General features: G+C 44.4%; 28 protein-coding genes and 1 tRNA gene. 24 read left to right on the top strand and 5 right to left on the bottom strand.

From position 1 onward, the window contains the following. Positions 1-99: 99 nt before the first annotated feature. Positions 100-969, top strand: a complete 870-nt coding sequence (locus tag HQM15_03590; GenBank protein MBF0491842.1) for a hypothetical protein — start codon at positions 100-102, stop codon at positions 967-969. A 47-nt stretch (positions 970-1016) separates the two neighbouring features. On the opposite strand, the gene HQM15_03585 is transcribed toward HQM15_03590, so the two are convergent. Both HQM15_03585 and HQM15_03580 read right to left on the bottom strand, forming a co-directional pair. Continuing rightward, positions 1017-1472 (bottom strand): DoxX family protein, encoded by a 456-nt coding sequence (locus HQM15_03585; protein MBF0491841.1) that lies wholly within the window; start codon positions 1470-1472, stop codon positions 1017-1019. Between the two features lie 11 nt (positions 1473-1483). Next, the gene (locus tag HQM15_03580; protein MBF0491840.1) at positions 1484-2725 is read right to left on the bottom strand and encodes an LL-diaminopimelate aminotransferase; all 1242 of its coding nucleotides are present in this window, start codon (positions 2723-2725) and stop codon (positions 1484-1486) included. Between the two features lie 88 nt (positions 2726-2813). On the opposite strand from HQM15_03580, the gene folK reads away from it, so the two are divergent. From folK to HQM15_03480, 20 genes are all read left to right on the top strand, one after another. Further along, positions 2814-3347: a 2-amino-4-hydroxy-6-hydroxymethyldihydropteridine diphosphokinase gene (gene folK, locus HQM15_03575; protein MBF0491839.1), complete on the top strand. Its 534-nt coding sequence runs from the start codon at positions 2814-2816 to the stop codon at positions 3345-3347. Positions 3348-3355: 8 nt separating this feature from the next. Then, on the top strand, positions 3356-3604 hold the full coding sequence (locus tag HQM15_03570) for a hypothetical protein (protein MBF0491838.1): 249 nt from the start codon (positions 3356-3358) through the stop codon (positions 3602-3604). Between the two features lie 12 nt (positions 3605-3616). Beyond that, on the top strand, positions 3617-4261 hold the full coding sequence (fsa, locus tag HQM15_03565; GenBank protein ID MBF0491837.1) for a fructose-6-phosphate aldolase: 645 nt from the start codon (positions 3617-3619) through the stop codon (positions 4259-4261). A 50-nt stretch (positions 4262-4311) separates the two neighbouring features. Continuing rightward, the gene (locus HQM15_03560) at positions 4312-4791 is read left to right on the top strand and encodes a hypothetical protein (protein ID MBF0491836.1); all 480 of its coding nucleotides are present in this window, start codon (positions 4312-4314) and stop codon (positions 4789-4791) included. Continuing rightward, positions 4788-5048, top strand: a complete 261-nt coding sequence (locus HQM15_03555) for a hypothetical protein (GenBank protein MBF0491835.1) — start codon at positions 4788-4790, stop codon at positions 5046-5048. Before HQM15_03560 ends, HQM15_03555 begins: the two co-directional genes overlap by 4 nt. Further along, positions 5039-5251: a DUF2283 domain-containing protein gene (locus HQM15_03550; protein ID MBF0491834.1), complete on the top strand. Its 213-nt coding sequence runs from the start codon at positions 5039-5041 to the stop codon at positions 5249-5251. The genes HQM15_03555 and HQM15_03550 overlap by 10 nt, the downstream gene beginning before the upstream one ends. A gap of 3 nt (positions 5252-5254) precedes the next feature. Beyond that, a complete protein-coding gene (locus tag HQM15_03545) occupies positions 5255-6961 on the top strand; it encodes a M3 family oligoendopeptidase (GenBank protein ID MBF0491833.1) in 1707 nt (568 codons plus the stop codon). 67 nt (positions 6962-7028) lie between these two features. Then, a complete protein-coding gene (locus HQM15_03540) occupies positions 7029-7616 on the top strand; it encodes a LemA family protein (protein MBF0491832.1) in 588 nt (195 codons plus the stop codon). Positions 7617-7805: 189 nt separating this feature from the next. Then, on the top strand, positions 7806-8528 hold the full coding sequence (locus HQM15_03535; protein ID MBF0491831.1) for a TPM domain-containing protein: 723 nt from the start codon (positions 7806-7808) through the stop codon (positions 8526-8528). Between the two features lie 18 nt (positions 8529-8546). After that, positions 8547-8990, top strand: coding sequence for a TPM domain-containing protein (locus HQM15_03530; GenBank protein MBF0491830.1), 444 nt, complete (start codon positions 8547-8549; stop codon positions 8988-8990). Between the two features lie 272 nt (positions 8991-9262). Further along, a complete protein-coding gene (locus HQM15_03525; protein MBF0491829.1) occupies positions 9263-10594 on the top strand; it encodes a hypothetical protein in 1332 nt (443 codons plus the stop codon). A 156-nt stretch (positions 10595-10750) separates the two neighbouring features. Beyond that, positions 10751-11791, top strand: a complete 1041-nt coding sequence (pstS, locus tag HQM15_03520; GenBank protein ID MBF0491828.1) for a phosphate ABC transporter substrate-binding protein PstS — start codon at positions 10751-10753, stop codon at positions 11789-11791. A 5-nt stretch (positions 11792-11796) separates the two neighbouring features. After that, entirely contained in the window at positions 11797-12753 is a 957-nt protein-coding gene (gene pstC, locus HQM15_03515; protein MBF0491827.1) for a phosphate ABC transporter permease subunit PstC, read from the top strand. Beyond that, positions 12750-13622: a phosphate ABC transporter permease PstA gene (gene pstA, locus HQM15_03510; protein MBF0491826.1), complete on the top strand. Its 873-nt coding sequence runs from the start codon at positions 12750-12752 to the stop codon at positions 13620-13622. Before pstC ends, pstA begins: the two co-directional genes overlap by 4 nt. 64 nt (positions 13623-13686) lie before the next feature. Further along, a complete protein-coding gene (gene pstB, locus HQM15_03505) occupies positions 13687-14451 on the top strand; it encodes a phosphate ABC transporter ATP-binding protein (GenBank protein MBF0491825.1) in 765 nt (254 codons plus the stop codon). Positions 14452-14474: 23 nt separating this feature from the next. Then, complete coding sequence (gene phoU, locus HQM15_03500; GenBank protein MBF0491824.1) at positions 14475-15170, top strand: phosphate signaling complex protein PhoU; 696 nt, start codon at positions 14475-14477, stop codon at positions 15168-15170. Between the two features lie 167 nt (positions 15171-15337). Then, positions 15338-15410, top strand: a tRNA-Phe gene (locus HQM15_03495). Between the two features lie 191 nt (positions 15411-15601). Beyond that, positions 15602-15832: a hypothetical protein gene (locus tag HQM15_03490; GenBank protein ID MBF0491823.1), complete on the top strand. Its 231-nt coding sequence runs from the start codon at positions 15602-15604 to the stop codon at positions 15830-15832. Between the two features lie 69 nt (positions 15833-15901). Then, complete coding sequence (locus tag HQM15_03485; protein MBF0491822.1) at positions 15902-16438, top strand: hypothetical protein; 537 nt, start codon at positions 15902-15904, stop codon at positions 16436-16438. A gap of 78 nt (positions 16439-16516) precedes the next feature. After that, positions 16517-18325, top strand: a complete 1809-nt coding sequence (locus tag HQM15_03480) for an acyl-CoA dehydrogenase (GenBank protein MBF0491821.1) — start codon at positions 16517-16519, stop codon at positions 18323-18325. A 145-nt stretch (positions 18326-18470) separates the two neighbouring features. On the opposite strand, the gene HQM15_03475 is transcribed toward HQM15_03480, so the two are convergent. Next, positions 18471-18863, bottom strand: coding sequence for a helix-hairpin-helix domain-containing protein (locus tag HQM15_03475; protein ID MBF0491820.1), 393 nt, complete (start codon positions 18861-18863; stop codon positions 18471-18473). A 22-nt stretch (positions 18864-18885) separates the two neighbouring features. Then, positions 18886-19080 (bottom strand): hypothetical protein, encoded by a 195-nt coding sequence (locus tag HQM15_03470; protein MBF0491819.1) that lies wholly within the window; start codon positions 19078-19080, stop codon positions 18886-18888. Between the two features lie 218 nt (positions 19081-19298). On the opposite strand from HQM15_03470, the gene HQM15_03465 reads away from it, so the two are divergent. Genes HQM15_03465 through HQM15_03455 form a run of 3 tightly spaced genes read left to right on the top strand, consistent with a single transcriptional unit; the run spans position 19299 to position 23348 of the window. Then, a complete protein-coding gene (locus HQM15_03465) occupies positions 19299-20987 on the top strand; it encodes a hypothetical protein (GenBank protein MBF0491818.1) in 1689 nt (562 codons plus the stop codon). A gap of 9 nt (positions 20988-20996) precedes the next feature. Next, positions 20997-22913 carry a serine/threonine protein kinase gene (locus HQM15_03460; GenBank protein MBF0491817.1) on the top strand — a complete coding sequence of 639 codons (1917 nt, stop codon included), beginning with the start codon at positions 20997-20999 and terminating at the stop codon, positions 22911-22913. Between the two features lie 27 nt (positions 22914-22940). Beyond that, complete coding sequence (locus HQM15_03455) at positions 22941-23348, top strand: hemerythrin family protein (GenBank protein ID MBF0491816.1); 408 nt, start codon at positions 22941-22943, stop codon at positions 23346-23348. Positions 23349-23426: 78 nt separating this feature from the next. Here HQM15_03455 and HQM15_03450 read toward each other — a convergent pair whose 3' ends face one another. Continuing rightward, positions 23427-25859 (bottom strand): enoyl-CoA hydratase/isomerase family protein, encoded by a 2433-nt coding sequence (locus tag HQM15_03450; GenBank protein ID MBF0491815.1) that lies wholly within the window; start codon positions 25857-25859, stop codon positions 23427-23429. Positions 25860-25965: the final 106 nt, after the last annotated feature.

Below are 25965 nucleotides of genomic sequence, written 5' to 3'. Positions count from 1 at the left end.
ATTAAATTTTTAACTTCCCTTGCAGGAATAAACCCAGCAATATTTGGCACGTAACTTGCTTAATAGCTTTGTGAGGATAGATCGGATTGGAATATTCTTATGTCTCTTAGTATTTCAAATTTAAATAATTTACTGACGAACTTCAGCCCTATTTCAAATTCTTCACAGAATACAGATGCTGGTTTGATTGTGGATCCGACTTTAAATGCCGATACGAGTGGCAATTCGACGTCTCTTTTGACCTCTTCGCTCTCAGGATCTCAAGATGGAAATGGAAACAATACCTCTTTTTTACTTTCTCCTCTGCTTACGATTTCACAGACTGCTCAGATTTTATCTAAAAGACAAAATTCTATCTCTAAAATGCTTACCGCAATAACCGATAACACGAACCTTGTCCAGACGGCCCAGACAGGTTTGACTCAGGGAAAGAGTTTATTAAATTCATTGAAAGATCTTTTGACCCAAGCGCAAAATCCCTCTCTTTCTTCGGAAGAGAGAACAGCTATAAGTCAGAAAATTGGAAGTACCTTGGAGGCCTACGCTAGGCTGGTCGACGTGACTCAATATTCGGGGAATAAAGTCCTCTCCAAAGAGGATACGATTTTTGTAAACACCAACGAAGCGGCTTTGGAAGATAAAATACAAATTCATTTTTCCGATTTGTCTTCTGAAAATCTTGGGCTAGATCAATTAGACGCCTCTTCTCCCCAAAAGGCCGTGCAGTCTTTGGATATTTTAAATAAGGCTCTTTTTACTTTCAGCATCACCTCTAACGAACTCCAAAATATTTATTCCCAGCTGAATAATAGCGCTGATTCTTTACAAAAATCTTTGCAGGGCATTCTTAAGGTTCAATCTATCAATTCGGAGACAGCCAACGCCTTAGCTCAAAGCATAGCCTCTAGTGATCTGAGCAAAACCCAAAACATAGCCCTACTCGCCAGTATTGCACCCTCACTGCTATAACCCCAAGATCGTCGAATTTAGGAAAGAAGCTAGGGCACCCCTGGTGTCTAGGTTTTTTTACATCCTTCGCAACAGCCGATTTTTTTGTCGAGGGAAACATCCCCTGCACCGCGGTCTATCAAGGCGGCAAGGGCTGCAAAAATAACCAACACATAATAAAAGGCCATGGAAATTTTTTCGCCTCCAATAGGTTTGTGTGCGGTGAGCATGGCGACGATCATCGTTATGGCTAAGGGGATGGAAACAATCCGAGTGAATAATCCCAAAATCAGGGCTACTCCTCCTGTGGCTTCGATACAGCCCACAAAATAGGCGTGGAAAACAGGGGCCGGAATTCCCAGTTTGATAAAAAAACCAATAGCGCCCTGGATGCCGGGCCCTCCGTACCATCCCCACAATTTTCCAGTGCCCGCTTTGAAAAAGATTACTCCGAGTACGAGTCGAAGGATAAGAAGTCCCAAGCCTCCTTCGGTTTTGCAGATTTTTTGGATGAGATTTTTCATAATGGAAGTCCTCAGTTTGTCTTTTCCTTCATCTTAGCCATTCGACTCAAAGCCTCTTCAATATTTTCCTTCAAGCCAAAGGCGCTCAGTCTAAAATATCCTTCTCCGGCAGGACCAAATCCTGACCCAGGGGTTCCGACCACGCAAGCTTCATTCAATAATTGATCAAAGAAACTCCAGGAGTCTAATTGTCTGGGAGTTTTCATCCAGATATAAGGGGCATTGATTCCACCATAAACTACGATTCCCAAATTGCTCAAACCTTCGCGAATGAGTTTTGCATTGTGCATGTAATAGGAAATTTGTTTTTGGATTTGCTGTTTTCCCTCCACGCTGTAACAGGCTTCTGCTGCGCGTTGCACGGGATAAGACACCCCATTGAACTTGGTGCAATGACGCCGATTCCACAAAGGATTAACGGAGACTGCGTTGCCATGGTCGTCTTTCACCTTAAGCGCCTCGGGGACTACGGTATAGGCGCAACGTGTGCCGGTGAAGCCGGCTGTCTTGGAAAAACTTCTAAATTCGATGGCCACTTCTTGCGCCCCCGGAATTTCGTAGATGGAATGGGGAAGGTTTGGATCAGAAATAAAGGCCTCATAAGCAGCATCAAACAAAATAATGGCTTCATTGGCCTTGGCCCAGTTTACCCACGCAGCAAGCGCTTCTTTGGAAAGTGTGGCCCCCGTAGGATTGTTGGGGGAGCAAAGATAAATAATTTCCACTTTTTCCTGGGGCAGGGGGGGGCTAAAGTTGTTTTCAACGGTGGTGGGCAGGTAAACGATGCCTTCATAATGCCCGCTTTTCTGCATCGCACCGCTGCGTCCCGCCATAACGTTGGTATCGACATAAACCGGATAAACGGGGTCGGTGACGGCAATCTTGTTTTCCAACGCAAAAATTTCCTGGATATTTCCGGTGTCGCATTTGGATCCATCCGAAACAAAGATTTCATTCACCTTCAGTTGAACGCCTTTGCTCTTGAAATCATTTTCCAGAATGGCCTCAATCAGAAACGGATAGCCTTGTTCAGGCCCGTATCCGCGAAATCCTTGAGCAGAGCCCATCTCTTCGACCGCCTTCTGCATCGCTTTGGTGATAGCCGGAGCCAGAGGCAGCACGACATCGCCAATGCCCAAACGAATGATTTTCTTGTTTGGATTTTGATCCTGAAAGGTCTTCACACGGCGGCCAATTTCAGGAAAGAGGTAGCCGGCCTTGAGTTTTAGAAAATTGGAATTGAGAGTCGCCATGGTTTTTTAATGTCAAAGCCAAAAAATAAGATCAAGTGCATTTTCCCCAATTGACCTATAAGCCCACTCCTTTTAGGGTCAGCTTAAGATGGAAGAATTTAAAGATCATATTGCCTATGTTGCCTTCGGTTCCAATTTGGGAGACAAGGCCAAAAATTGTGCGGAAGCGATTCACCGTCTTCATGAACACTCCCTTTGTGAGTTGTTGCGGGTGTCTTTGCTATACGAAACGGAACCCCTGAGTTTACCCAACCAAAAAGAAAACCCCTGGTTTATGAATGGGGTTTTAAAGCTCAAAACACAGCTCGGTGCCGCGGAGCTTTTAAATTTATTGAGAGAAATAGAACAGAAGATGGGAAGGTCGCCAGAAGAAGAGCGTGAAAAATGGGGCCCACGGGTCATCGATTTGGATCTTCTCTTTTTCGACAAAGAAATTCTGAAAAGTAAAACTCTGATCCTTCCTCATCCCGAACTTCATCATCGACGTTTTGTGCTCGAGCCCCTATGCGAAATCGCACCTGATCTCATTCATCCCCTCAAAGGACAGAGTGTCCATTTACTTTTGAAGAATTTAAAAGACTCAAAAAAAGTAGTTCCATTATTTAATTTTTATCGTAGCTAGTACGCCTGATGCGTTTTTTAATTTTCATCTTTTGTCTGTATGTCTTGTTTAAGATGTTTCGCGGCAACAGCGGCAACAAAGGTCCTGTGAAACCAAGACAAGGTTTTAGGAATTCTTATGCGGGGCCTTCTGCAAAACAAGAAGCTCCCTTGATTGATGAAATGAAGAAATGTCCCACTTGTGGAACCTTTAATCCGACTGCTATTGCCCTTCGAAGAGGGTCTGAATTTTTTTGTGATGAGAAATGTTTGAAATAAAAAGGAGAGGCTATGCAATTTTTTATCGATTCGGCGAATGTAAAAGAAATTCGTGAATGTCATGCCATGGGACTTGTGGATGGAGTGACGACCAACCCAAGCCTGGCAGCAAAAACCGGTCGCAATTATGACGAAACCATTTTGGAGATCTGTAAAATTGTCGATGGCCCCATCAGTGCCGAGACGATCAGTCTCGATTTTGAAAATATGATGAAAGAGGCCTGCCATTTTGCGAAAATGCACAAAAATATTGTGGTGAAAATTCCCATGACCTTAACCGGAATCAAAGCGGTGGCGGCTTGTGCCAAGGAAGGCATCAAGACCAATGTCACGCTTGTTTTCTCAGCCACCCAGGCCTTGCTCTGCGCCAAAGCAGGTGCCACCTATGTGAGCCCCTTCGTGGGGCGTTTGGATGATTTGTCCCAGGTAGGAATGGATTTGATTGGAGATATTCGGACGATTTATGACAATTACAATTTTGAAACCAAAATTTTAGTGGCTTCCATCCGCAACCCCGTACACGTACGCGACGCAGCTTTGCTGGGGGCGGATGTTTCGACTATTCCCTATAGCGTCATTAAGCAACTGGCTTCGCATCCTTTAACCGATCGGGGCATTGAACAGTTTTTGAAAGATTGGGAGAAGGTGCCGAAGTAGTCTTGGTGAACTGGTGGACTTGTAAACTGCTAAACTCGTCATAGGAGTCAATGATGCAAAATCCAAACCCTCAAGGCTTTCAAAATCCTCCAGTGAAATCTAGCAGTGGTTGTGGCTGTTTTACGGGGTGTTTAGTCGGCTGTTTTAGTTTCATTCTCCTTTGCGTGGGCGCCCTGGCTTTTCTCTACTTCACGGTCGACTTCAAGGGGCTCATTAAAAATAAAATGACCAGTCCTGATATGGTTAGCTGGATTTATAAAACTGCAAAGTCTCTGGACATGGTTGACAAATTTTTACCGCAGAATCTAAGCGAAGGTGAAAAATTAAAAATTATGGATGAGCTGGATAAAGTGATGGTTTGCTATTCTCAACTTCCCGAGAGTGATCGAAAATTAATTCTGGAGCTGACCAAGCCTCAAAACACACAAAATTTATCGGTAGAACAAATACAAAGTTTGCTGCAAAAAGTTCAAAAACAATGTGGTTTGAGTTTTGAACAGATGCAGAATCTGGGTGGAAAGTTGAAATGAAGTATACACAATATTTTCTATTTACAAAAGCAAGGCCCGATCGTGCAATGGTTAAACAAGAGTGGATAGAGTCTGTTATTCAAAATCCTGTTAAAATTGAAGTTCAAGCAGATGATCGATTGAGAATGTGGGGGAAAATAGAGAAAGCGGATAATAGATATTTAGGGGTTGTTTTGTTGGAAGATCATGAGACTGTTCACAATGCTTTTTTGATCGATCTTTTAAGGAATAAAAAGGGGTCTATTTTATGGATTTAAAATATTTTTCGGATACCGATACATTGCTGGTTATTTTAAACCAGCACGAAATAGTTGATTCTAAAGAGTTGAATGAAAATGTTCTGATTGACTTAGATAAAGAGGGTAAAGTGGTGAGTATGACTATTGAACATGCAAACCAGCGCGAAATGAATTTTAATATTAATTATCAACTGATCAAAGAGAACAGTGTTTCTCTCTAAACCATGAAAAACCTCACCCTCTACCCCACAAAATTTTTCAAAGAACAACAGCAAATCCTTCAAAAAAGCCATGTTGAGGTCTGGCTCAAAAAAAGTTTGGCTCAGTTTGAAGCCGCCAAAACCCTAGACGATTGGGAGGCTGCCCTGGTTTATTTTAATGAGGTAAAAATTCATATCGAGACTCATCTTGAAAAGGCCACTTTGGCTTTTCATCGTTTTACTCAAGATACAGCGATTGATGCCGAGCTGAAGCGTTTGCAGGAAGAAATCGAGCCGCCCTACAAAGCCCATTCGGCGCCCATTCGCCAAAAGATACTCCATTCTCCTTTTCGAAAAGAGCTGGAGCAAAAATACAGTATCCAATATTTTAACATGCTGCAGTTGCAGGAAGATTCTTTTAATCCAGCCAATATCGAAACCGAAACCCAGTTGAATCATTTGCTGAACGATTACACCAAGCTTACCGGAAATGCTGAATTTGAAGTGGGGGGACAAAAATATCCACTGGCCCATTATCGTCGTTTCGCTACTTCGCCGGATGCGGCCTTGCGAAAAGAGGCCTTTCATCAATATGGAAATTGGTTTTTGGAAAATCGAGATTCTTTGGAAAAGATTTATGACGAGTGCGTGGGTTTGCGCAACGGCATGGGGAAAAAACTGGGTTACGACAATTTTACCTTGTTGGGCTATCAGCACATGCGCCGCGTGGATTATGGCCCCAAAGAAGTTGCAGCCTTTCGGGAACAAATTAAAAAAGTGCTGGTTCCTTTGGCTTCTAAAATTAGAGCCGTGCAAGCCAAAATGCTTTCGGCTTCCACTTGTAAGGCCTGGGACTCTGAGTTTTTTCCCGAGTGGCGTGTCGAAAAAATAAAGCTTTCCATCCCTCAGCAAATTCCAGCCGCTCATAAAGTTTTTTCCGCTCTGTCGCCTGTGCTCGGAAATCATTTTAAGAGGATGGTGGATTGCGAGCTCTTAGACCTCGAAGCTCGCAATGGCAAGGCCCCCGGTGCTTTTTGTACGGATCTTTCCGACTATCGCGTCCCTTACATCTTTCTCAACAGCGTGGGGGAGGCCAGTGACATTACCACCGTTCTGCATGAATCCGGCCATGCCTTCCAGGCCTGGGAAAGCCGGACGCTCGATTTGATGGAACTGCGCTGGCCTTCGCTAGAAGCCTGTGAAGTCCATTCGATGGGGATGGAATTTTTGGCCTATCCTTACTACGAAGAATTTTTTCATGCGACCGATGCGGCTCGCTACAAAAAATTTCATCTGGCCGAGTCGATTTTGCTTTTACCTTACATTGCCATGGTGGATGAATTTCAGCATCGCGTTTATTCAGGCAATGCCCAAGGGGCCGAGGGTCGTGCAAAAGTTTGGGAAGAATTAGAGAGAACCTACTTGCCAGACCTGGATTACGAAGGTGCTACCGCCTGGCGCCGCATCCGCTGGTTGCGTCAATTGCACATCTTTAAACATCCCTTCTATTACATCGATTACGCCATTGCCTTAACCGGCGCACTACAGCTGTGGGTACAGAGTATACAAAATAAAGAAAGGGCCCTAGAAAATTATCTCAGCCTCTGCAAAATCGGCGGTACCAAACCTCTCAAAGAATTCTTTGCCCATGGCAATTTGAAGCTGCCTTTCGAAGACGGTATGCTGGCCGATTTGGTACAGCAGGTATTGAAGATTGAAAATTTGTTGTAACTGGCAAGTATCTCTTCCAAGAATTCAAACGATTCGCCGTGGGGCGAATATTTGTAAGGAGTATTCCATGAATAAAATACTATTAATTTTAGTCGCCGCAGTAGTGATTGCGGGTCTCTGCTTTGTTTCCATAAAAAATAAATTGGTGAGAATGGACCAGACAGTGAAATCTTCCTGGTCTCAGGTGGAGAATGTGTATCAACGGCGGTTGGATTTGATTCCCAATTTGGTGAATACCGTCAAAGGTTATGCGGCACACGAAAAAGATACCTTGCAAGCCGTGGTCGAAGCCCGTGCAAAAGCTACACAGACCAATGTTTCAGCGGGAAGCGCGATGAATGATCCTCAGAGTTTTCAAAAGTTTCAACAGACTCAAGGTGAGCTCAGTTCGGCCTTAAGTCGTTTGATGGTAGTGGTGGAAAAATATCCTGATTTGAAAGCCAATCAAAATTTCTTGGAACTTCAAAGTCAGCTGGAAGGGACCGAGAATCGTATTGCCGTGGAACGAAGAAACTTCACAAAAGCAGTTCAGGAATACAATGAGACAGTAGGCTCCTTTCCCGATTCTATTGTGGCTTCGATGTCAGGTTTTCAGCCAAAGCCCTACTTTCAAGCGGATGCAGGCGCAAACAAGGCGCCCAAAGTTAAATTTTAGTTGAGGGGTAGGGGTTTTCAAAAAATATTGTAATCCCGCGGTTTTCCCCTCCCTCGAGGGGAGGGGATTAAGGGGAGGGTGATCTCGAGTGCACTTAAGGTCACCCTCTCCCTAACCCTCTCCCCTCAAGGGAGAGGGGACTTTGCTCAAATACTTTTTTAGAAAACTCACCGACCCCTCATTTTAATTATGTCTTATAAACAGGTATTAAAACTTTTTTTTGCGTTCATTTTCTTTATTTGTCTTTCGTCACTTGCCCTGGCTTTGGAGATTCCGGTTCCTCAAGCCTATGTGAATGACTATGCGAATTTGTTTGAGGCTTCCAAACGGCAAGATTTGGAAGTGCAACTCAAGCATTTTGAAGACGAAACTTCTAACCAAATTATGGTCGCCACTTTTCCTTCTTTGGAAGGAGAAAGTTTGGAAGATTTTTCTCAGCGTCTGGCTGCAAAATGGAAAGTGGGTCAGAAATTAAAAAATAATGGAGTCGTGCTTCTTGTTTTTAGCCAGGATCACAAAATAAGAATCGAAGTAGGATATGGTCTGGAAGGGGCTTTGCCCGATGCGCTTGCAAAACGGATTATCCAGAATGAAATAGCCCCTTATTTTAAAAATCGGGATTTTTCTTCGGGGATTGTGGCTGGAGTTCAAGCCATTGAAGCTGCTACTCGAGGAGAGTACAAGGGCCGAGGCCCTCGAAGCTCTTCTTCCAGAAGAATGCCTTCTTTAGGAACAATTATTTTTCTGATTATTCTATTTTCTATTTTTACGAGGCGAGGTCGGGGCATTACTTTTTTCCCAGGTGGATGGGGTTATGGAGGGGGTGGGTCGAGCGGTAATAGTGACAATGACTCCTTTTCCGGTGGAGGGGGTGGAGATTTTGGGGGTGGGGGAGCAAGTGGGGATTGGTAAAATTTTTCAGGAGAAACCATGAGATCCAAAGAGCCTAAAAAATTTTTCAGCCCAGAAGAATCGGCTCAGATAGTTGCTGCCATTGAGCAGGCTGAAAAGCTTACATCTGGAGAAATTCGTGTCCATCTAGAAAGAAAAATAAAAAGCGATGCTTTTGAAGAGGCCAAGAGGGTGTTTGAAAAACTAGGCATGACCAAAACCGCAGAGCGCAATGGGATCTTATTTTTTCTTTCTCTCAAAGATAAACGATTTGCTCTCTTGGGAGATCGTGGAATTCACGAGAAAGTTGCCTCCGATTTCTGGAAAATTATACGCGATGAAGTGCTACAAAATTTTAAAGAAGAAAAATATGTAGAAGGTCTAGTCGCCGGCATAGCCAAGTGTGGAGCAAAATTAGCGGAGCATTTTCCTTATCAAGCCAACGATCAGAATGAACTTTCAAACGAAATTAGTTGTTCATGAATACTTAGGCCACATAACTATTCACTGCTGGGCTTGTTTGCTGCTCATGACTTGAACTGGAGCCTTCTGTCGTTTTTTCGGAATCCACTTTTTTTTTCTATTGTTTTAGCTTTGAATGATGAAGGTTCATCTCAATGGGTTGATACGGTTATTTCTCGGAAATCTTGAGAAGGGGCCTTAAATTTCTTTTCTCCTTCACACAATTGTCACAAAGCTTCTTTACAAAGCTGGACAAAACCAAACCGTTATTTATTTTCAAGGAGGAAAATAATATGAAAAAAAGTCTCATTCTCCTGGCCTGTGTGAGTTTGATTGTAAGCACAGCCGGTGATGCCTGGAGTGCCACAAAAAAACGTAAACATGGACATCGTCATAAAGCAGGAGCGCATTCCATCCACAAAAATACGGAAAGCCTGAAACCCTCTGCTTCTGAGGCTATAGCTTCTGTAGCTACCCCTTCTCCTTCAGGTTGGTTTGACAAGTTTGAAGTGGGCTGGAAAAAAGGGCTTCAATTCAAAAACAAGGATGAAAGCTTTTCGCTCAAAATCCGAAATGTCATTCAGGCCCGCTATGAATACGATTCGAATGAGCAAGCGCTTGATAAGAACACTTTTCAAATTAGGCGGTTAAAAACCTCGTTTGAAGGGAATGCCTTTAGTAAAAATCTGGATTATAAAATCCAGTTCACCTGGATCAATAGCACCCTTGCGGATATTCTTGAAGATGCCTATGTCGATTATAAATTTAACCCTGCTGCTCGCCTGGAAGCGGGGCAATTTGCAATTCCCTACAATCGACAAGAAATGACTTCCTCGGGACGTCAACAGTTTGTCGATCGTTCTTTAGCCGCGGATGAGTTTCGTTTTACCTCTATTGATACCGCTTCGACCACCACCTGTACTTTACCGGGGGGAGGAACCGTCACAGGCAGTGGAGTGACTTGTGGAGCAGGGGCAACTTCCACCACTACAACTACCAATACTCCTCGCAGTTTTTATTACGATACCGGACTGATGTTACACGGAGATTTTTTGGATAAAAAATTGGAATATGCAGTTGCCGTGACCAATGGCAGTGGGAACACTCGGGTAAATGGCAACAAAGATTTTCTCTACACGGGGCGTCTGGTATGGAATGCAATGGGTGCTTATGGATATTCCGAAGGGGATACCGAAAACCTGGAACATCCTTCTTTGGCTCTGGCTTTTGATGGAGGTTATAATGTGCGGGATACGGATGAAACGACCTTCATTCAGCTAGGAAGCGACATTGGTTTCAAGTACAAAGGTTTCTCTCTTCAAGGAGAATACTTTTTTAGAAATGTAGATCCCCTGGGCCCGAATAACACTACCAGAGATCATGGTTATTATGCGCAAGCCGGTTATTTTATTATTCCACAACATTTTGAAGTTGCCGCCCGGGCTTCTCAAGTCATTTTAAGTGGGCCTAGCAATAATAAAGCGGAGTATACCTTGGGGCTCAATTATTATATGTTTGGGCACGATTTGAAATTGCAAGCCGATTATTCTTATCTGCCTCGTCAAACCGCGGCAGACACTATGCATGATCAACGTTTCCGCTTGCAGTTGCAGGCTTGGTTCTAAATGAGTTCTTCCTCTCCTATACTTCTTCCTTCGAGTTTTTTCGGAGGAGGAAGTTTTTTTTAAGAGAGAGGATAAAAAATATCCTTCGACAAAAACTCAGGATGTCCCTCCTTTGGACATGGTGAGCCCGTCGAACCATCACAAGGGGTTTTTAATATGAAACAAACTCTTAAGAAAAAAATTCTAGCCTTGGCAATCACTACATTTGCTGTCTTTTCTTTTTCCACCGCTCAGGCAGAAGAAATGGTGAAACTAAACGGAGCCGGCGCAACCTTCCCTTATCCGCTCTATTCCAAATGGTTTAGTGACTACAACAAAGTAAATCCTAATGTTCAGATCAACTATCAATCCATCGGAAGCGGGGGTGGAATTCAACAGCTGAAGTCCGGTACGGTCGATTTTGGTGCCTCGGATGCGCCTTTGAGTGAAGAAGAAGAAAAAGGGATGCCTGCTCCTGTCGTTCAAATTCCTGCAGTGGGTGGAGCGGTGGTGGTGGTCTATAATTTGCCGGGTGTAGCAAGCGGCTTAAAATTAAGCGCCGATGTAGTGGCCGATCTTTTTTTGGGAAAAATCAAAAGCTGGAACGATGCGAGAGTTACTTCTCAAAATCCGGGAGTGAATTTGCCGAATACCCCCGTGGCTGTGATTCACCGTTCGGATGGCAGTGGGACCACCTATATTTTTTCCGACTATCTGGCCAAGGTCAGTTCTGATTTCTTCTATAAGGTGGGTCGTGGTAAATCCATCAATTGGCCCGTCGGGATCGGAGGGAAGGGTAACGAGGGGGTGACGGGTCAGGTGAAACAAATTCCTGGGGCGATTGGTTATGTCGAATACGCCTATGCGTTGAACAACAAACTCAGTTTCGCGGCCATCAAAAATAAGGCCGGTAAATTTGTAGAGGCCTCTCCTGCGAACAGTGCCGCGGCCTTTGCGGCCATGACCAAAGAACTGCAGAAAGATTCTCGTACTTCGGTGACCGATGCCCCGGGAGAGAACTCTTATCCTATTTCGGGGCTCACTTATTTGATGGTTTACAAAAAAGCCAAAGATGTGACAAAGGGAAAGGCCTTTGTCGACTTCTTGAAATGGGCCATGACTACAGGTCAAACCCAGGCTGTTGCTTTGCAGTATGCGCCGTTGTCGGCGGAGTTAGTAAAAATTAATGAAGGCAATATTGCTTCAATTTCCCCTTAGCTTTTATGCAGAATGCTGAAGTAAAAATTAAGCGAGCAGCTTCTGAAAAGTTTCGTACTCAGGGATTTTCTCTCGACAAGGCTTTTCAAGGGCTGCTCGTTTTTATTTCTTTTGTTATCCTGCTTGTTTTATTTGCGATTGTTTTGGAGTTGCTCCGTTCCTCCTGGCTCTCTCTAAAAACTTTTGGCTTTTCTTTTCTCGTTTCCCAGGTTTGGGATCCCGTTGCCGAAAAATATGGGGCGCTTTCTTTTATCTATGGCACCCTGGCTTCCTCTTTGATTGCGATGCTGATTGCCGTTCCCATCTCCCTGGGTTCGGCCTTGTTTATCACCCAATGGGCCCCCAGCTGGTTGCGTAATCCCATTTCCTTTTTAATCGAGCTGCTGGCGGCAATTCCCAGTGTTATTTATGGCTTGTGGGCTATTTTTGTGCTCATTCCTTTCATTCGAAATACTTTTTTCCCCTCTTTTTTTCCACTGTTGGGCTCTATTAAATTGTTTGAAGGCCCGGCCTATGGGCCCAGTTTACTTGCAGGCGGTATGGTGCTTTCCATTATGATTCTTCCAACCATTACCTCGGTGACCAAGGAGATTTTTTTAACGATACCCCAAGAGTATAAAGAGGGGGTTTATGCCTTGGGGGGCACTCAATGGGAGTCTATTATTTGGGTGGTTCTCAGGCTTTCCCGTTCTGGAATCATTGGGGCCTGTGTCTTGGGTCTTGGAAGGGCCATTGGAGAGACCATGGCTGTCACCATGGTGATTGGAAACAGACCCGAAGTGTCTGCTTCCATTTTTGCTCCCGCTTATAGTTTAGCTTCGGTGATTGCGAATGAATTTGCAGAGGCCACCTCGCCTTTATACCTTTCTTCACTTTCTAAAATGGGACTTTTATTATTAGTGATTACCCTCATTGTGAATGTCTTTGCACGGCTGCTTGTCGGAAAGGCCAAAAAACGATGACTCCAATGACCAAAATACAGGTTTCAAATTTTCACTATCGTCGCCGAAAAATAATCAACCGGTTTAATGCCTTTGCCTGCGCTCTTTGCTGTGTCTTTGCGATAGGCGTTTTGTTGCTTTTGATGGGCTATGTTTTTTATCGCGGTATCTCGGCAATTAATTTGGATTTTTTCATCCATATGCCCAGTCCTGTTGGCGAAGCGGGCGGAGGTGTGGCGAACGCCCTGGCAGGAACTCTAATTCTGGTTTCTTCGGCCTCTCTTTTAGGTGTTCCAGTGGGCGTGTTCACGGGTTTGTATTTGGCCGAATATGGCAATTCTTTCTATGCCCAAGTAATTCGCTTTTCTACGGATATATTGAACGGCTTACCCTCCATCGTGATGGGGCTCTTTGCTTATGCCTTGATCGTCATTCCTTTTCAGCATTTTTCGGGTTACGCGGGGGCCTTGGCCTTGGCCTTGCTGATGATTCCCGTCATCGTTCGAACCACAGAAGAAGTCGTGAAATTGGTACCCCACACTTTAAGGGAAGCCGCCATGGCCTTGGGGATTCGCCGCTGGAAAATTATTTTGCGCATTGTGCTTTCCACCGCAAAACCTGGAATTGTGACGGCTATCATCCTGGCCGTAGCCCGCATTACAGGGGAGACAGCCCCTCTGCTCTTTACCTCCTTTGGAAATCAGTTTTGGCAAACTCATTTGAATGAACCCATGGCTTCGCTGACCTTACAAATTTTCACTTACGCGATTAGCCCTTATGAAGATTGGCAGGCAAAGGCCTGGGCTGGGGCCTTGGTGCTCATGGGATTTAGTTTGATTGTGAATTTACTGGCTCGTTATACTACCCGCAATCGATTACAAGGACGGTAGCCAGTTCCCTCTCCCTTGACGGGAGAGGGTTAGGGGGAGGGTGAAAAATTAATTTATGGAACAAATGGACACCACAGTTGTTTTGGAAACAAAAAATTTAAATGCCTCCTTTGGCCCCAAGCAAGTGTTGTTTGATATTAGCATGCAAGTGCCCTTCAAAAAGGTGATTGCCGTGATTGGTCCTTCCGGTTGTGGAAAATCAACCTTAGTGCGCGCGATGAATCGTATGCACGAAGTGATCGCAGGGGCTAAAATTTCGGGTCAAATCTTGGTTCAGGGGAAGAATATTTATGATACCGATGTCGATCCGGTATTGGTACGTCGAAAAATAGGCATGGTCTTCCAAAAGCCAAATCCTTTTCCAACTCTTTCCATTTTCGACAATGTCATTGCAGGGCTGAAATTCGGAGGGCATCTTCGAAAAAGATCTGCCCAAGAAATTGTAGAAAAATGCTTGAAAATGGCTGCCTTGTGGGATGAAGTAAAAGACGGGCTTCATCGCTCCGGAATTTCACTTTCCGGCGGGCAACAACAGCGTTTGTGCATTGCCAGGGCCCTGGCCGTTAATCCCGAAATCCTCTTGATGGATGAGCCATGCTCGGCTTTAGACCCTATTTCTACGGCTAAAGTTGAACAGCTGATTGAAGAGTTGAAGAGGGATTATACCATGGTGATTGTGACCCACAATATGCAACAAGCGGCTCGGGTTTCGGATAAAACAGCTTTTCTCCTGAACGGGAAACTCATAGAATACGACGATACAAAAAAGATTTTCAGAAACCCTTCTTCTTCCCTTACCGAAGATTATATTACCGGTAGATTTGGTTGAAAAAACATTTACAATGGAGCCTTATGACGACGCATACGGAACACACCTCAAAACACTACGAGCATGACCTGAAAGAACTTCGCGATAAAATCCTTCTCATCGGTGGGCATGTCGAGGAACTGATTGCCAATTCGATGAAGGCACTGATTCAGTCGGATTCAGAACTTGCCAAAAAATCTATAAAACTAGATCAGGAAATCAATCGCTTAGAAAAACAGATCGATGAACTTTGCATTAATATTTTAGCCCTGCGTCAGCCTACCGCCTCGGATTTGCGCTTTATCATTACCTCCTTAAAAATTGTGACTGACCTTGAACGGATGGGAGATTTAGGAGTCAATATTGCCCAGAGGGCCTTGGAACTGTTGAAAGAGCCCCCTTTAAAGCCTTATATTCATCTGCCTATTTTGGCTCAAATGGCCCAAAAGATGATGAAAGATGCCCTGGATGCCCTGGTTAAAGGAGGGGAATCCCTTGCCGAATCGGTGATGGGGAACGACGATGCCGTAGATGAACTCACTCATAAAATTATCGATGAGTTAATGATTCTCATGAGAGAGGACCCCAATAATATCAATCGTGGAGTAAAATTAATTTCGGTTGCCAAATATTTGGAACGCTTGGCCGATCATGCCACCAACGTTGCCGAAATGGTACTCTTTCTCATGCGGGGCGAAGACGTGCGGCATCCTGCCTTGCGAAATTCTCCGCTTCAATAATTTTGGATTTTAAATTGACAGCAAATAAGGGGCACTTCTATAAGGGCAGCTCGCAAATTTTGCGTGCGAGGGTGAAGCTTCCCATAACAATGGGGAATCCAAAGGGGAGCAACGTAGTGCTCTCCCTTGGGTCGAGTTTCGGGTTTCCTGAAACGAAGATACAAATAGGTCAGGTAGCTCAGTCGGTAGAGCGCAGCCCTGAAAAGGCTGGCGTCGCCGGTTCAATCCCGGCCCTGACCATTTTTTTCTTAATCCTTCTTGTAGAGAGTGATCCCCGTTTCGATTAAGGTGTACATCCCAAAAAATAAACTTGTCACCTCATTGAAGCTTTGCTAGCAACTCCCCCTCATTGTAAAAAAAGATGCGAAGCTTCTTTGACGAAGGGTTTCTTTCGTGGAGGAAATTCCATAAACAATAAAAGGAGAAAGAAGATGAAGAAATTACTCGCGTTGATCGTGACCTTAGGTTTCCTCGCAAGCGCTAGCGTAGGAATGGCCGAAGAGAAGAAAGTGGAAAAGAAGGAAGAAAAAGCAGCAGTAAAAGTTGAAAAGAAAGAAGAATCCAAGCCCGCAAAAGCAGAATCTAAACCTGCTAAAGCAGAAAGTAAACCTGCTGCTAAAAAAGAAGAAGTAAAGACCGAAAAGAAAACTGAAAAGAAATAAGCTTTTTTTATTTAGTGCTTGAAAGCTTAAAGACCCCTTCGTATGAACTGCGAGGGGGTTTTTGTTTTTATGAAGTATTTGTTGAAAATATTTTTCATATTCCTACTGTTGGTTTCTCCACTTTTTGCTCGAAGCATCGAGGATATTTCTAAAAAACTTCCCCCTCACCTTGTTTTGGGTCAGGAACAAAAATGGGAAAGATTCCAGCTTAAGATTTTAACCAATCAAAAAAAAATTTCTCTTGTATTTCCTCTTGAAATCTACATTGTAGCCTACAATCCAGACCTTGATCTATCCTTTACAGGCAATATAAGTCTTGCTATCGAGAGCCTTTCTGCAAGGAGTTACCGGGAAACGACTCTCAAAGAGAGTGATCAAATTGCTCCGGGTATTTACAAGATCGTTTACCCTTTTGAACAAGTGGGTGAATACAAGATCAGGGCAAACTTTGTCGCCTTGGATGGGGCCTTTACACAAATTGAAACGAGTGTTCAGGTGGACCCCTGTTCGAGTTTGATGCAGTATCAAAAAAACATTTTCATGATGATGATCATAGTTGGAATTGCTTTCGTTGTGGTCTATCTCGCGAGAAGAATCAAAAAATAAAATAAATGTCAAACCCCACTGTCCCTTCCCTCAATTCCAAGGGGAGGCCGGGAGGAGTTTAGTAAATAAGGTCTATCTATGTCCTATCTCGTCAATGAACGCGATGTTCACTTCACACTTTTTGAATATCTTCAAATTCAGAATCTTCAAAGCTTGGAGAACTTCTCGAATTTTGGCGAGACAGATTTCAAGGCCTTTTTGGAGCAATCTCTCAAATTTGCCCAAAATGAATTGGCCCCCCTGAATAAAAAAGCCGATGAGTATGGGGTGCGTTTTGAGAAGGGTCAGGTGCTTACCGCCCCCGGTTTTAAAGAAACCTATCAAAGTTATGCCCAAAATGGATTTATTGGTTTGGAACTTCCTACCACTTATGGTGGGCTTGGGCTTCCTGTCTCGCTCTTCATGTCTATCAGTGAATTTTTTACCGGGGCCTGTTTCAGCTTCATGATGTTTCCCGGCCTTACCCGGGGTGCCGGACATTTGATTGAAGCTTTCGGCACTCCAGAACTTGCCCAAATTTATTGCCCCAAAATGTATGGGGGAGAGTGGACAGGCACCATGTGTCTGACTGAACCCCAGGCCGGATCAGCCGTGGGAGACCTTAAAACAACGGCCAGTAAAAGTGGAGAGGGATATCTGATTAAAGGCTCGAAGATTTTTATTTCTTGTGGAGACAACGATTTTGCCAGCAATGTCATTCACCTGGTTTTGGCTCGCATCGAAGGTGATCCCCAAGGCACCAAAGGAATTAGTTTGTTTGTAGTGCCGCGAAACAAGGTGAATGCCGATGGCAGTGTGGGTGAAAACAACGATGTCAAAGTGGTGAACATTGAGCACAAGTTGGGCATTCATGCCTCTCCTACCTGTACGCTTGCCTTTGGGGATCAAAATCAATGTGTGGGCTATCTGGTGGGTGAGCCGCGCAGGGGCATGCCCTACATGTTTCAGATGATGAACGAAGCCCGTCTGGCTTGTGGTATGCAAGGTTTGAGTACGGCTGGAAACGCCTATGAACATGCGCTGGTTTATGCCAAGGAACGCGTCCAGGGGGGCAAAAAGAATATCATTCAATATGCCGATGTGAAACGGATGTTGGCCACCATGAAGGCCTATGTTGAAGGGATGCGGGCCTTGCTTTACAAGGCCGGGTATTGCATCGATTTGGCTGAACACGAAAAGGATGCAGAAAAAAAGGCTTTTGCCCAGGCTATTGCCGATTTGCTTACCCCTGTCTGTAAGGCCTTTTGTACCGACAAAGGTTTTGAAATTGCTACCATGGCCATGCAGGTTTATGGAGGCTATGGTTATTGCAACGAATATCCCATCGAACAAATGCTGCGTGATGTAAAAATCGGTTCGATCTACGAAGGCACCAATGGCATCCAGGCCCTGGATCTTATCGGCCGCAAGATGACTCAAAATGGTGGTGAGCTGTTGCGCAATCTTTATGCGCATGTCAGCGAATTCATCGAAAAAAATATCTCTCATGCAAGCTTGGGGAAAGAAATTGAGGCCCTCAAAAAAGCCATGGATCAAGTGGGAGCAGCTGCCATGAAATTTGGCGAAAAGGCCATGGGTGGGGATATTGAATTTCCTCAATTGCATGCGACCGCCTTCCTGAACATGATGGCCCATGCAGTGCTTGCCTGGTTGTTGCTAGATCAATCACTCGTTGCCTTGCCTAAACTGGAAAAAATTTGGGCCGATGCAGGTGCCACGGACGAAGAAAAGAAAAATGCCCTTTGTGAAAATAATCCTGAAGCCCGATTTTATGAAGGCAAAGTGAAGACCACCCGCTTCTTCATCTGGAATCTGCTGCCTCAGCTGGGAGCCTTCGCAAAAGTGATACAAAATGAAGATCCCTCGGCGTTGAAGATGCGATTCTAATAGAGCTATTGCCCTTGGGGTGCTTGTGACGGTTACGCAAGAGGTCCAATATCGTTTTCACCCTGATTCCCCGCCCCCTTCTTTCCGCTTTTTGCAGAAAGAAGGGGGGTGAAGGAACGAGGGGTTTTCTTATCCGTCTACCCAATTAGGCCTTATCCGCTTTCTTGTGTTTCTTCGCGGAAGCTTCTTTCTTCGATTTAGATTTTTTTGACTTTGATTTGCTGCCTCCCTCGATGGCCAGATTGTTCGAGCCTTCCGTAGTTAGATAAGGCTTCATTTTATGGATGCTCTTTTTACTGAAGCCTTTGATTTGATCGAGTTCGGACACCGATTTAAAAGGGTGCTCTTTTCGATAATCGACTATCGCTTCTGCTTTTTTAACGCTGAGTCCAGGAAGTTTGTGCAGCTCTTCCACAGAGGCTTTGTTAAGATTAAGCTGTCCTGAGATCTGTTTTTTGGAGGCTTTCGCGATTGCGAAGCCTGAACTTAAAAACACACAGAGAATGAGAACACTTAAGATTTGAATTTGCTTTTTCATATTATTTTTTCCTTTTATATTTTTAATTATTTTGTTTTTTATCCATTTTCCTATCCCGAATATGCAGCTTGCCATGCAGCGGCAAGGCATCCAGCAGCACATTGAGCGATTGATCTCTATTCACAAAGGCCACCCCAATTTTGGTCCAAATAGTTTTGGCGGGCTTGTCGCCCAGGGGCACTTGTTCGGTAATCAAAAACACGTCTTTATTTTCCATTAGCTTCACCTCCTTTCTTTTTTTGTTTACGCGCGTTGCTCTGAGATAAAGCAAAGGAAGGGCCAAGAAATAAAAACGCATTATTGCTGGTTTTTTATTAAATTTCTGAAGTGAGAGAATACAAACATCGGACACTATTTTTTTTTAGGTTCGATTTTAAGACCGATAGGCAGACACTTTGGTTGACCAAGGCTAGAAAACCACTACAATGGCGGGCCATGAGCGAAAAGTGTCAGTATAAAAATCCGCAAGGAAAAAATATTTGTTCCGAAAAAATTTGGGAACAATCTCCGCTCAAATTCTGTCTCCTGCACGACCCTAGTTTCACAAAGCCTGGCGAAGCGCTTGAGGCTTTAGTGTTAAAAAAAATCGATTTAAAACAAACCTACTTTGAGGGGGCAATTTTTAATGGGCCTCTCAATTTGCGTGAGAAAATTTTTGAAGATTTTGCCAATTTTGAACATTGCCAATTTTTGGGAAAGGAAACGAGTTTTTACAAATGCCAATTTCTAAAAGGGGCTTTGTTTAACAATTCTGTTTTCAAAGGCAACCGCACTAATTTTGCTCGAGCCCAATTCGAGGGGGATTTTGCTTTATTTAATGCCGTGGAGTTCGAATCTTTCGAAACCCATTTTTATGACACTCAATTCAGGGCCAAACACGTTAGCTTTGCAGGGCTTCGCAGTAAAAGTCAGGAGCTCAGTTTTAAAAAAGCCTACTTTTCAGGAAGTACTTTTTTCAATGAGTCTCAGTTTAACGGGGATCAACTTAACTTTGACGATTGTAAGGTAGAAGGGAACTTGTTTTCCTTTTCGAAGTCAAAAATCGGCGGAAAACTGGCTTCGTGGAATAACTCCATTATCAATTGCCAACAAATTGATTGGAGTGAAACCAACTTTAACAGCGACGAAGTCCTATTCAAAAACCTGCGCTGGACCAGCCCCGAAATTATTTTTCACCACAGTTTTTTTAAAAATCGCTCTCTTTCTTTTTTACAGGCCGAGTTTCAATTTAACTTGCTCAATTTCTGCCATACTTCCTTTCAGGTGCATGAATTCGATTTTTCCGAGACCAAATTTTTGAATGGCGTGGCCGATTTTTCTTATGCCTATTTTCAATCCAAATTTTTAAAGGCTTATCCTTTGTATTTGGAAAATCAGCTTCTGCGCTTTGACAGGACAGAATTTTCTGGAGACGAAAAAAGTATTTATTTTATTAGCTCTCAAAAAACACAAATTTCATTCGTGGGTGTTTTTTTTCACGGAGGGACCACCAAGCTCAAGGGAAACCTCGAAGCGGCTTTCTTTTCAGAATCTTCTCTCGATCAGGTCAACTTTAGTGAGGCTATCTGGGAAAAAAAATTTTCACGTGCTATTTGCATGGACGAGTTGAATGCCATCCAAAGTGCTCAAAAAGAAGATTTTCAGAAGGCGGAAGAAGTGTGTCGTAAAATTAAGAAGTGTTATGAGAATAGTGGAAATTATGAAATCTCCAGCGATTTTTATTATGGAGAAATGGAATGTAAACGCAAAGCCACTCCCCGCGCGGCTCAGAGCGGTTTGCAATTCATGCGCTTGGCTTGCGGTTATGGGGAGAAACCGATTCGAGTGATTTTAACTTCCTGGATAGTTATTTTATTGTGTGCCTTTTTATTTCTTTATGGTGGAGTGAAGACTCCCGATAGAATTATTAACCAGGATTTTTTGTCTGGTTTTCATAATCTCAAGGCACTCTCGGTTGACTTTTTTAATTGTGTTTATTTTAGTGTCGTTTCCTTTACAACTCTGGGATACGGAGATTATCATCCCATAGGTTGGAGTAGGATCGTAGGTGCTTCCGAAGGATTTATGGGGGCTTTTTTTATGTCGATGTACGTATTGACCATTGGTCGTAAACTAAACCGTTAGGAGCAAAGAATGAGCACCACCTTACCCGCCCCATTTGGAAAATATTTTCTTCTGGAAAAAATCGCCACCGGGGGAATGGCGGAAGTCTTCAAGGCCAAAACGTTTGGAGTAGATGGCTTTGAAAAAATTGTCTGCATCAAAAAAGTGCTTTCTCACTGGGCCTCCGACCCGGAATTCATTCAAATGCTTATCGACGAGGCCAAGCTTTCTGCGGCACTGAGCCATCCGAATATTGTTCAGGTGCTGGATTTAGGCTCTTTCGAGAACGCGCATTTCATCGCCATGGAATATGTGGAGGGCTTCGATTTAAAAACCCTCATGTCCCAGGTGGCTGAAAAAAAGGAAAAGATTCCCACGGACATCGCCTGCTTTATTGCCCTGCAAGTATTGGCAGGCCTCGATTACGCCCATAAGAAAACGGATGCGGAGGGAAACTCCCTGCACATCATCCACCGTGATATTTCTCCCCACAACGTTTTACTCTCTCGCAACGGGGAAGTAAAAATCACCGATTTTGGGATTGCCAAGGCCGCTCAGAAGCAAAGCTTCACCACCACCGGAATGTTGCGTGGGAAGTACAGCTACATGTCCCCCGAACAAGTGCGCTCCGAAAACTTAAACGGTAAAAGCGATGTTTTCTCTTTGGGAATCGTGCTGTTTGAAATGCTTACCGGTCAAAAGTGTTTTCCGGGCGATTCTGAGATTATTATTTTAGACAAGATCAGAAGCTCTCAGATGAAACTGGAAGATATTCCTGCCGAGCTTCCGAGTCGATTAAGGGAAATCCTGGCCAAGGCCTTGGCTCAAAACCCGCAGGAACGTTACGATGCGGAAGTCATGCAAATCGACTTGGCCCAATTCCTGGCCACCATTCGTCCTGGCTTTTTAGCCAAAGATTTATCCGATTATTTAAAACCTTATAAGAGGCCCATTATGGTTAGCAACGAAAGTTCTTCTTCCAACACCCAGGCATCTTCTCCCTCTAATAAGACTTTGGCCACTGGAATTGCTCCCCCTCTGGGTGGTAATTCGGGGCAAGTTTCCGTTGCAAAAAAAAGCAATACCCTTGTCTGGATTTTGCTCATTTTATTTATTTTATTTTTCATGTTTGTAGGAGGCGGTTATGCGGCGTGGGTCTTTGTGGTGAAACCGAAATTAAGTCCCAATCTTCAAAATACGCAGAAAAGCATCGATGACATGCTGAAAAAACTACCTGCCAATAACCCCGATTTGCAAAAGCAGATTGATGATGCACAAAAAGCGGCTCAAGGTCTGCTTAATAACCCTGCGCTACAAAAACAAATTGATGATGCACATAAGGCCGCCAACAATCTTTTAAATCAAGTGCCCAATGTAGTGAATAATCCCAATATGCCCGCGAATACAAATGCTCCTGTCAATCCCGTAAATCCAACGCCACCTTTACCGCCAAGTCAGCCAAGTCAACAGACGAACTTGGGCTTAAGCAACAATGGGAACTTGAATCCTGCTCAGCCCACGACTATGCCCAGTTCGCAACCTATCATGATTTCTCAAACCCAGGCGGAAAGCCAGGCTACACCCCCTGTGAATGCGATCAATCCGGTGCCATCTAATCAGGCTCAGGCGTTGATTTCCAGCAATCCTCAAGGGGCCAAGATTTTCATCAATGACCAGCCCACCGGGCTTACCACCCCGGCCAGTGTAGATAAGCTTGTCGTGAATACCCAATATAAAATCCGACTAGAAAAAGCGGGTTACTATAATTTGGAAGGATTTCTTACTCCAACCACCACGGCATTGCAGGATGTGACGTTCCCCTTGAAAGAACTCCCCGCACAAAAGCCAAAACCCAGGTATCGTGAAGAAGGGGATTTCAGGCTCAAGCAACGTCCCCCTCCCGGGGTTGGTGGCTATAACAACAGCCTCCGTAATGGTTATTATTAACAAGGGCAAAGCAAGGAAAGTTTTTATATGGCTCTTATTGTATGGAATTCAGAATATAGTGTTGGCGTCAAGTCAATCGACGAACAGCATAAAAAACTGGTCGGTTTCGTCAACGAGTTGAACGATGCCATGTTGACAGGCAAAGGGCGACCGGTCCTGGATAAAATCCTCCAGGAACTTATTACCCACACTGCAGCTCATTTTGAGGACGAAGATCTGTTCATGCACCAGGCTGAATGTTCAGACTATTTGGCTCACATTGCTGAGCACAAACAGCTTGTGAAGGAGATTCTTGCCTATCAGAAGAAGTTTAGGGAAGGGGGAGTCACGATTAATCCTAACATCATGGAATTTTTTAGAAATTGGCTGACCACTCATATTCTAAAATCGGATAAAAAATCTTTTGCTCAAATGAACAGCAAGGGAATTGTATAGCCGAGTCAAATTCAGAAAGTCTAAAAAAAAACGCCCCAGAAATTGGAGCGTTTTTTTTGATATTACGCGTATCACGAATTAATTCCTCAACGGCTTTCCCGTCATCAGCAGCGATTGCATTCTGGCCTGTGATTTCTCAGTGCCACACAAACGCAAGAAGGCCTCACGTTCCAAATCCAGAATATTTTGTTCACTCATCAAACGCTGGGTAGGGACATCTCCCCCGCAGAAGACGTGAGCTAGCTGTTCTGCGATTAATCCGTCGTGTTCGGAAATCATCCCTTGAAGGATGAATCCTCGAATGGCTGAGAGCATGGCCATTTTACCCCCCACGCCGGGGACCAGAATGTCTTCTCTGGGTGTGCCTTGTACATAATTTTTAGCCAGTTCCAAAACATCCTGTTTGGCATCAAACAACAAACTGTCTTTGTTCAAGGTGATTTTATCTGTAGGTTTCAGATAATCAAACTCAATGCCTTCTTTGGCAGAGGTGGCCACTTTGGCGAAGCCGATTTTTTCAAAGGATTTCTGTACCTTGGGGAAAGGCCCTCCATCGCCTTGAGAGGCCCATACCTTCTGGCCTTTGCGACGAAGTGAAGCTTCCGAATTGAGTAACATGTTTTTACATCCACCACCGCCTGGGATAAGCCCCGCGCCTACTTCCACCAAACCAATGTAAGTTTCGGCATAGGCACGAACGGCGTCAGAACCCATACACACTTCACAACCGCCACCCAGGGTCATGCCGAAAGGGGCAGCGACAATAGGTTTGGAAGAATATTTGAAGGCCATGCAGAGGTCTTGAAAATCTTTCACCATCTTTTCGATGTTGCTCCAGTTTTTCTGCTGAGATTCCAACCACAACATCATCAGGTTGGCCCCTACCGAGAAGTTTTGGCCTTCGTTGGTAATCACCATTCCCTTGTAACCCTCTTGCTTGATGATTTCCAAACCCTTGAGACCCATCTGGCCGATGTCGGCATCGATGGCGTTCATTTTGGAGTGGAATTCGAGGCAGATGACCCCATCGCCAATGTCAATCAGCGAGGCAGAATCATTGCTGGCCAGTACCTTGGTCTGTTCTTTAATATCTTTTAAGAACAACACATTTGCTTTTTTGGGGATCGCTTTATGGCTGTTACTCTTCAACTCAAAATACAAAGTGTTCCCTTTTTCGCGCTTGTAGAATTTGCCCTCGCCTTTTTCCAACACTTGTTTGAAGAGGGGAGGGACTTCCAGGCCGTCCTTCGCAATTCGATCGGCCACTTCTTTCAGGCCCAAGGCATCGAGCACTTCAAAAGGTCCAATATCCCAGTTGAAACCCCATTTCATGGCATTGTCGACGTTCACAATGTCATCGGCTATTTCAGGAATTCGTTTGGCGGCATAAATCAAGGTGTCTCGTGTGACTTTCCAGGCCAACTCTCCGCCTCGGTCTTTACTGTTGATGAAGGCCTTGACGCGTGCACGAACATCTTCAATATCTTTCACCGCGCCAATCGATTCAATTTCCACTTTTTGTTTGGGTCGGTAATCGCCTGTCTTCAAATCGAAGGAGAGGAGTTCCGTTTTGCCCGCTGCATTTTTCGTTTTCTTGAAAAAACCCTGCTTGGTCTTATCGCCCAGCCATTTGTTGGCGATCATTTTATTGACCACTTCAGGCATCTTAAAGAACTCGCGGGAATCGTCGTCGGGACAGCCATCGTAGTTGTTCTGAACTACATGGGCCAGGGTATCGATGCCCACCAGATCGGCGGTTCTAAACATGGCCGATTTGGGTTTGCCGAGTGCAGGGCCCAGAATTTTATCGGCCTCTTCAATGGTGTAGCCGCCCCCAATGACATTTTTAAAGCCACTCATGAAGGCGAAGGTTCCAATGCGGTTGGCAATAAAATTGGGCGTATCTTTCGCATACACCACGCCTTTGCCCAGCACATCTTCCAGAAAGTGCACCATGGTGCTGATGACTTCGGGCTTGGTGTCTTTCGAGGAAACCAGTTCCACCAATTTGAGATAGCGAACCGGATTAAAAAAGTGGGTGAGTAAAAAATTCTTTCTGAATTTTTCGGAACGACCTTCCGCCATGGCCTTGAGCAAAATTCCCGAAGTGTTTGAGCTGATGATGGTGCTGTCTTTCATCACTTCTTCCACCCGCGCAAATACCTTTTGCTTGATGTCCAGGCGTTCTACAACGACTTCCACAATCCAATCGCAGTCTCTTAATTGATTCCAATCGTCTTCAAAGTTTCCGGGAGTAATGAGCTTTAAATCGCGTTGCGAATAGATGACAGAAGGTTTTGATTTTTTGATGGCCTCAATTCCGGCCAAGGCAAATTTATTTCTAAATTTTGCATCGGATGGTTTGAGCCCCAGCTTTGCATCTTCCTCGGTAAATTGGGGAGGGACAATATCCAGGAGCAAACTGGAAATTCCAGCGCCCGCAAGATGAGCGGCAATTCCATGCCCCATGACGCCTGCACCGAGTACGCCTACTTTTTTAATTTGTGTCATATGAATAGACCTCTTTATTTCATTAATCCCCCCCTCTTAAGCTAAGAGGGGGATGGGGGGGTGTTATGGCCAATTGGAATCCACTTGATCATAACTCCTCCCGACC

Source organism: Deltaproteobacteria bacterium (genome assembly GCA_015233135.1).
Classification (GTDB): Bacteria; UBA10199; UBA10199; order JADFYH01; family JADFYH01; genus JADFYH01.
This window is presented reverse-complemented; position numbering and strand designations above follow the sequence as displayed.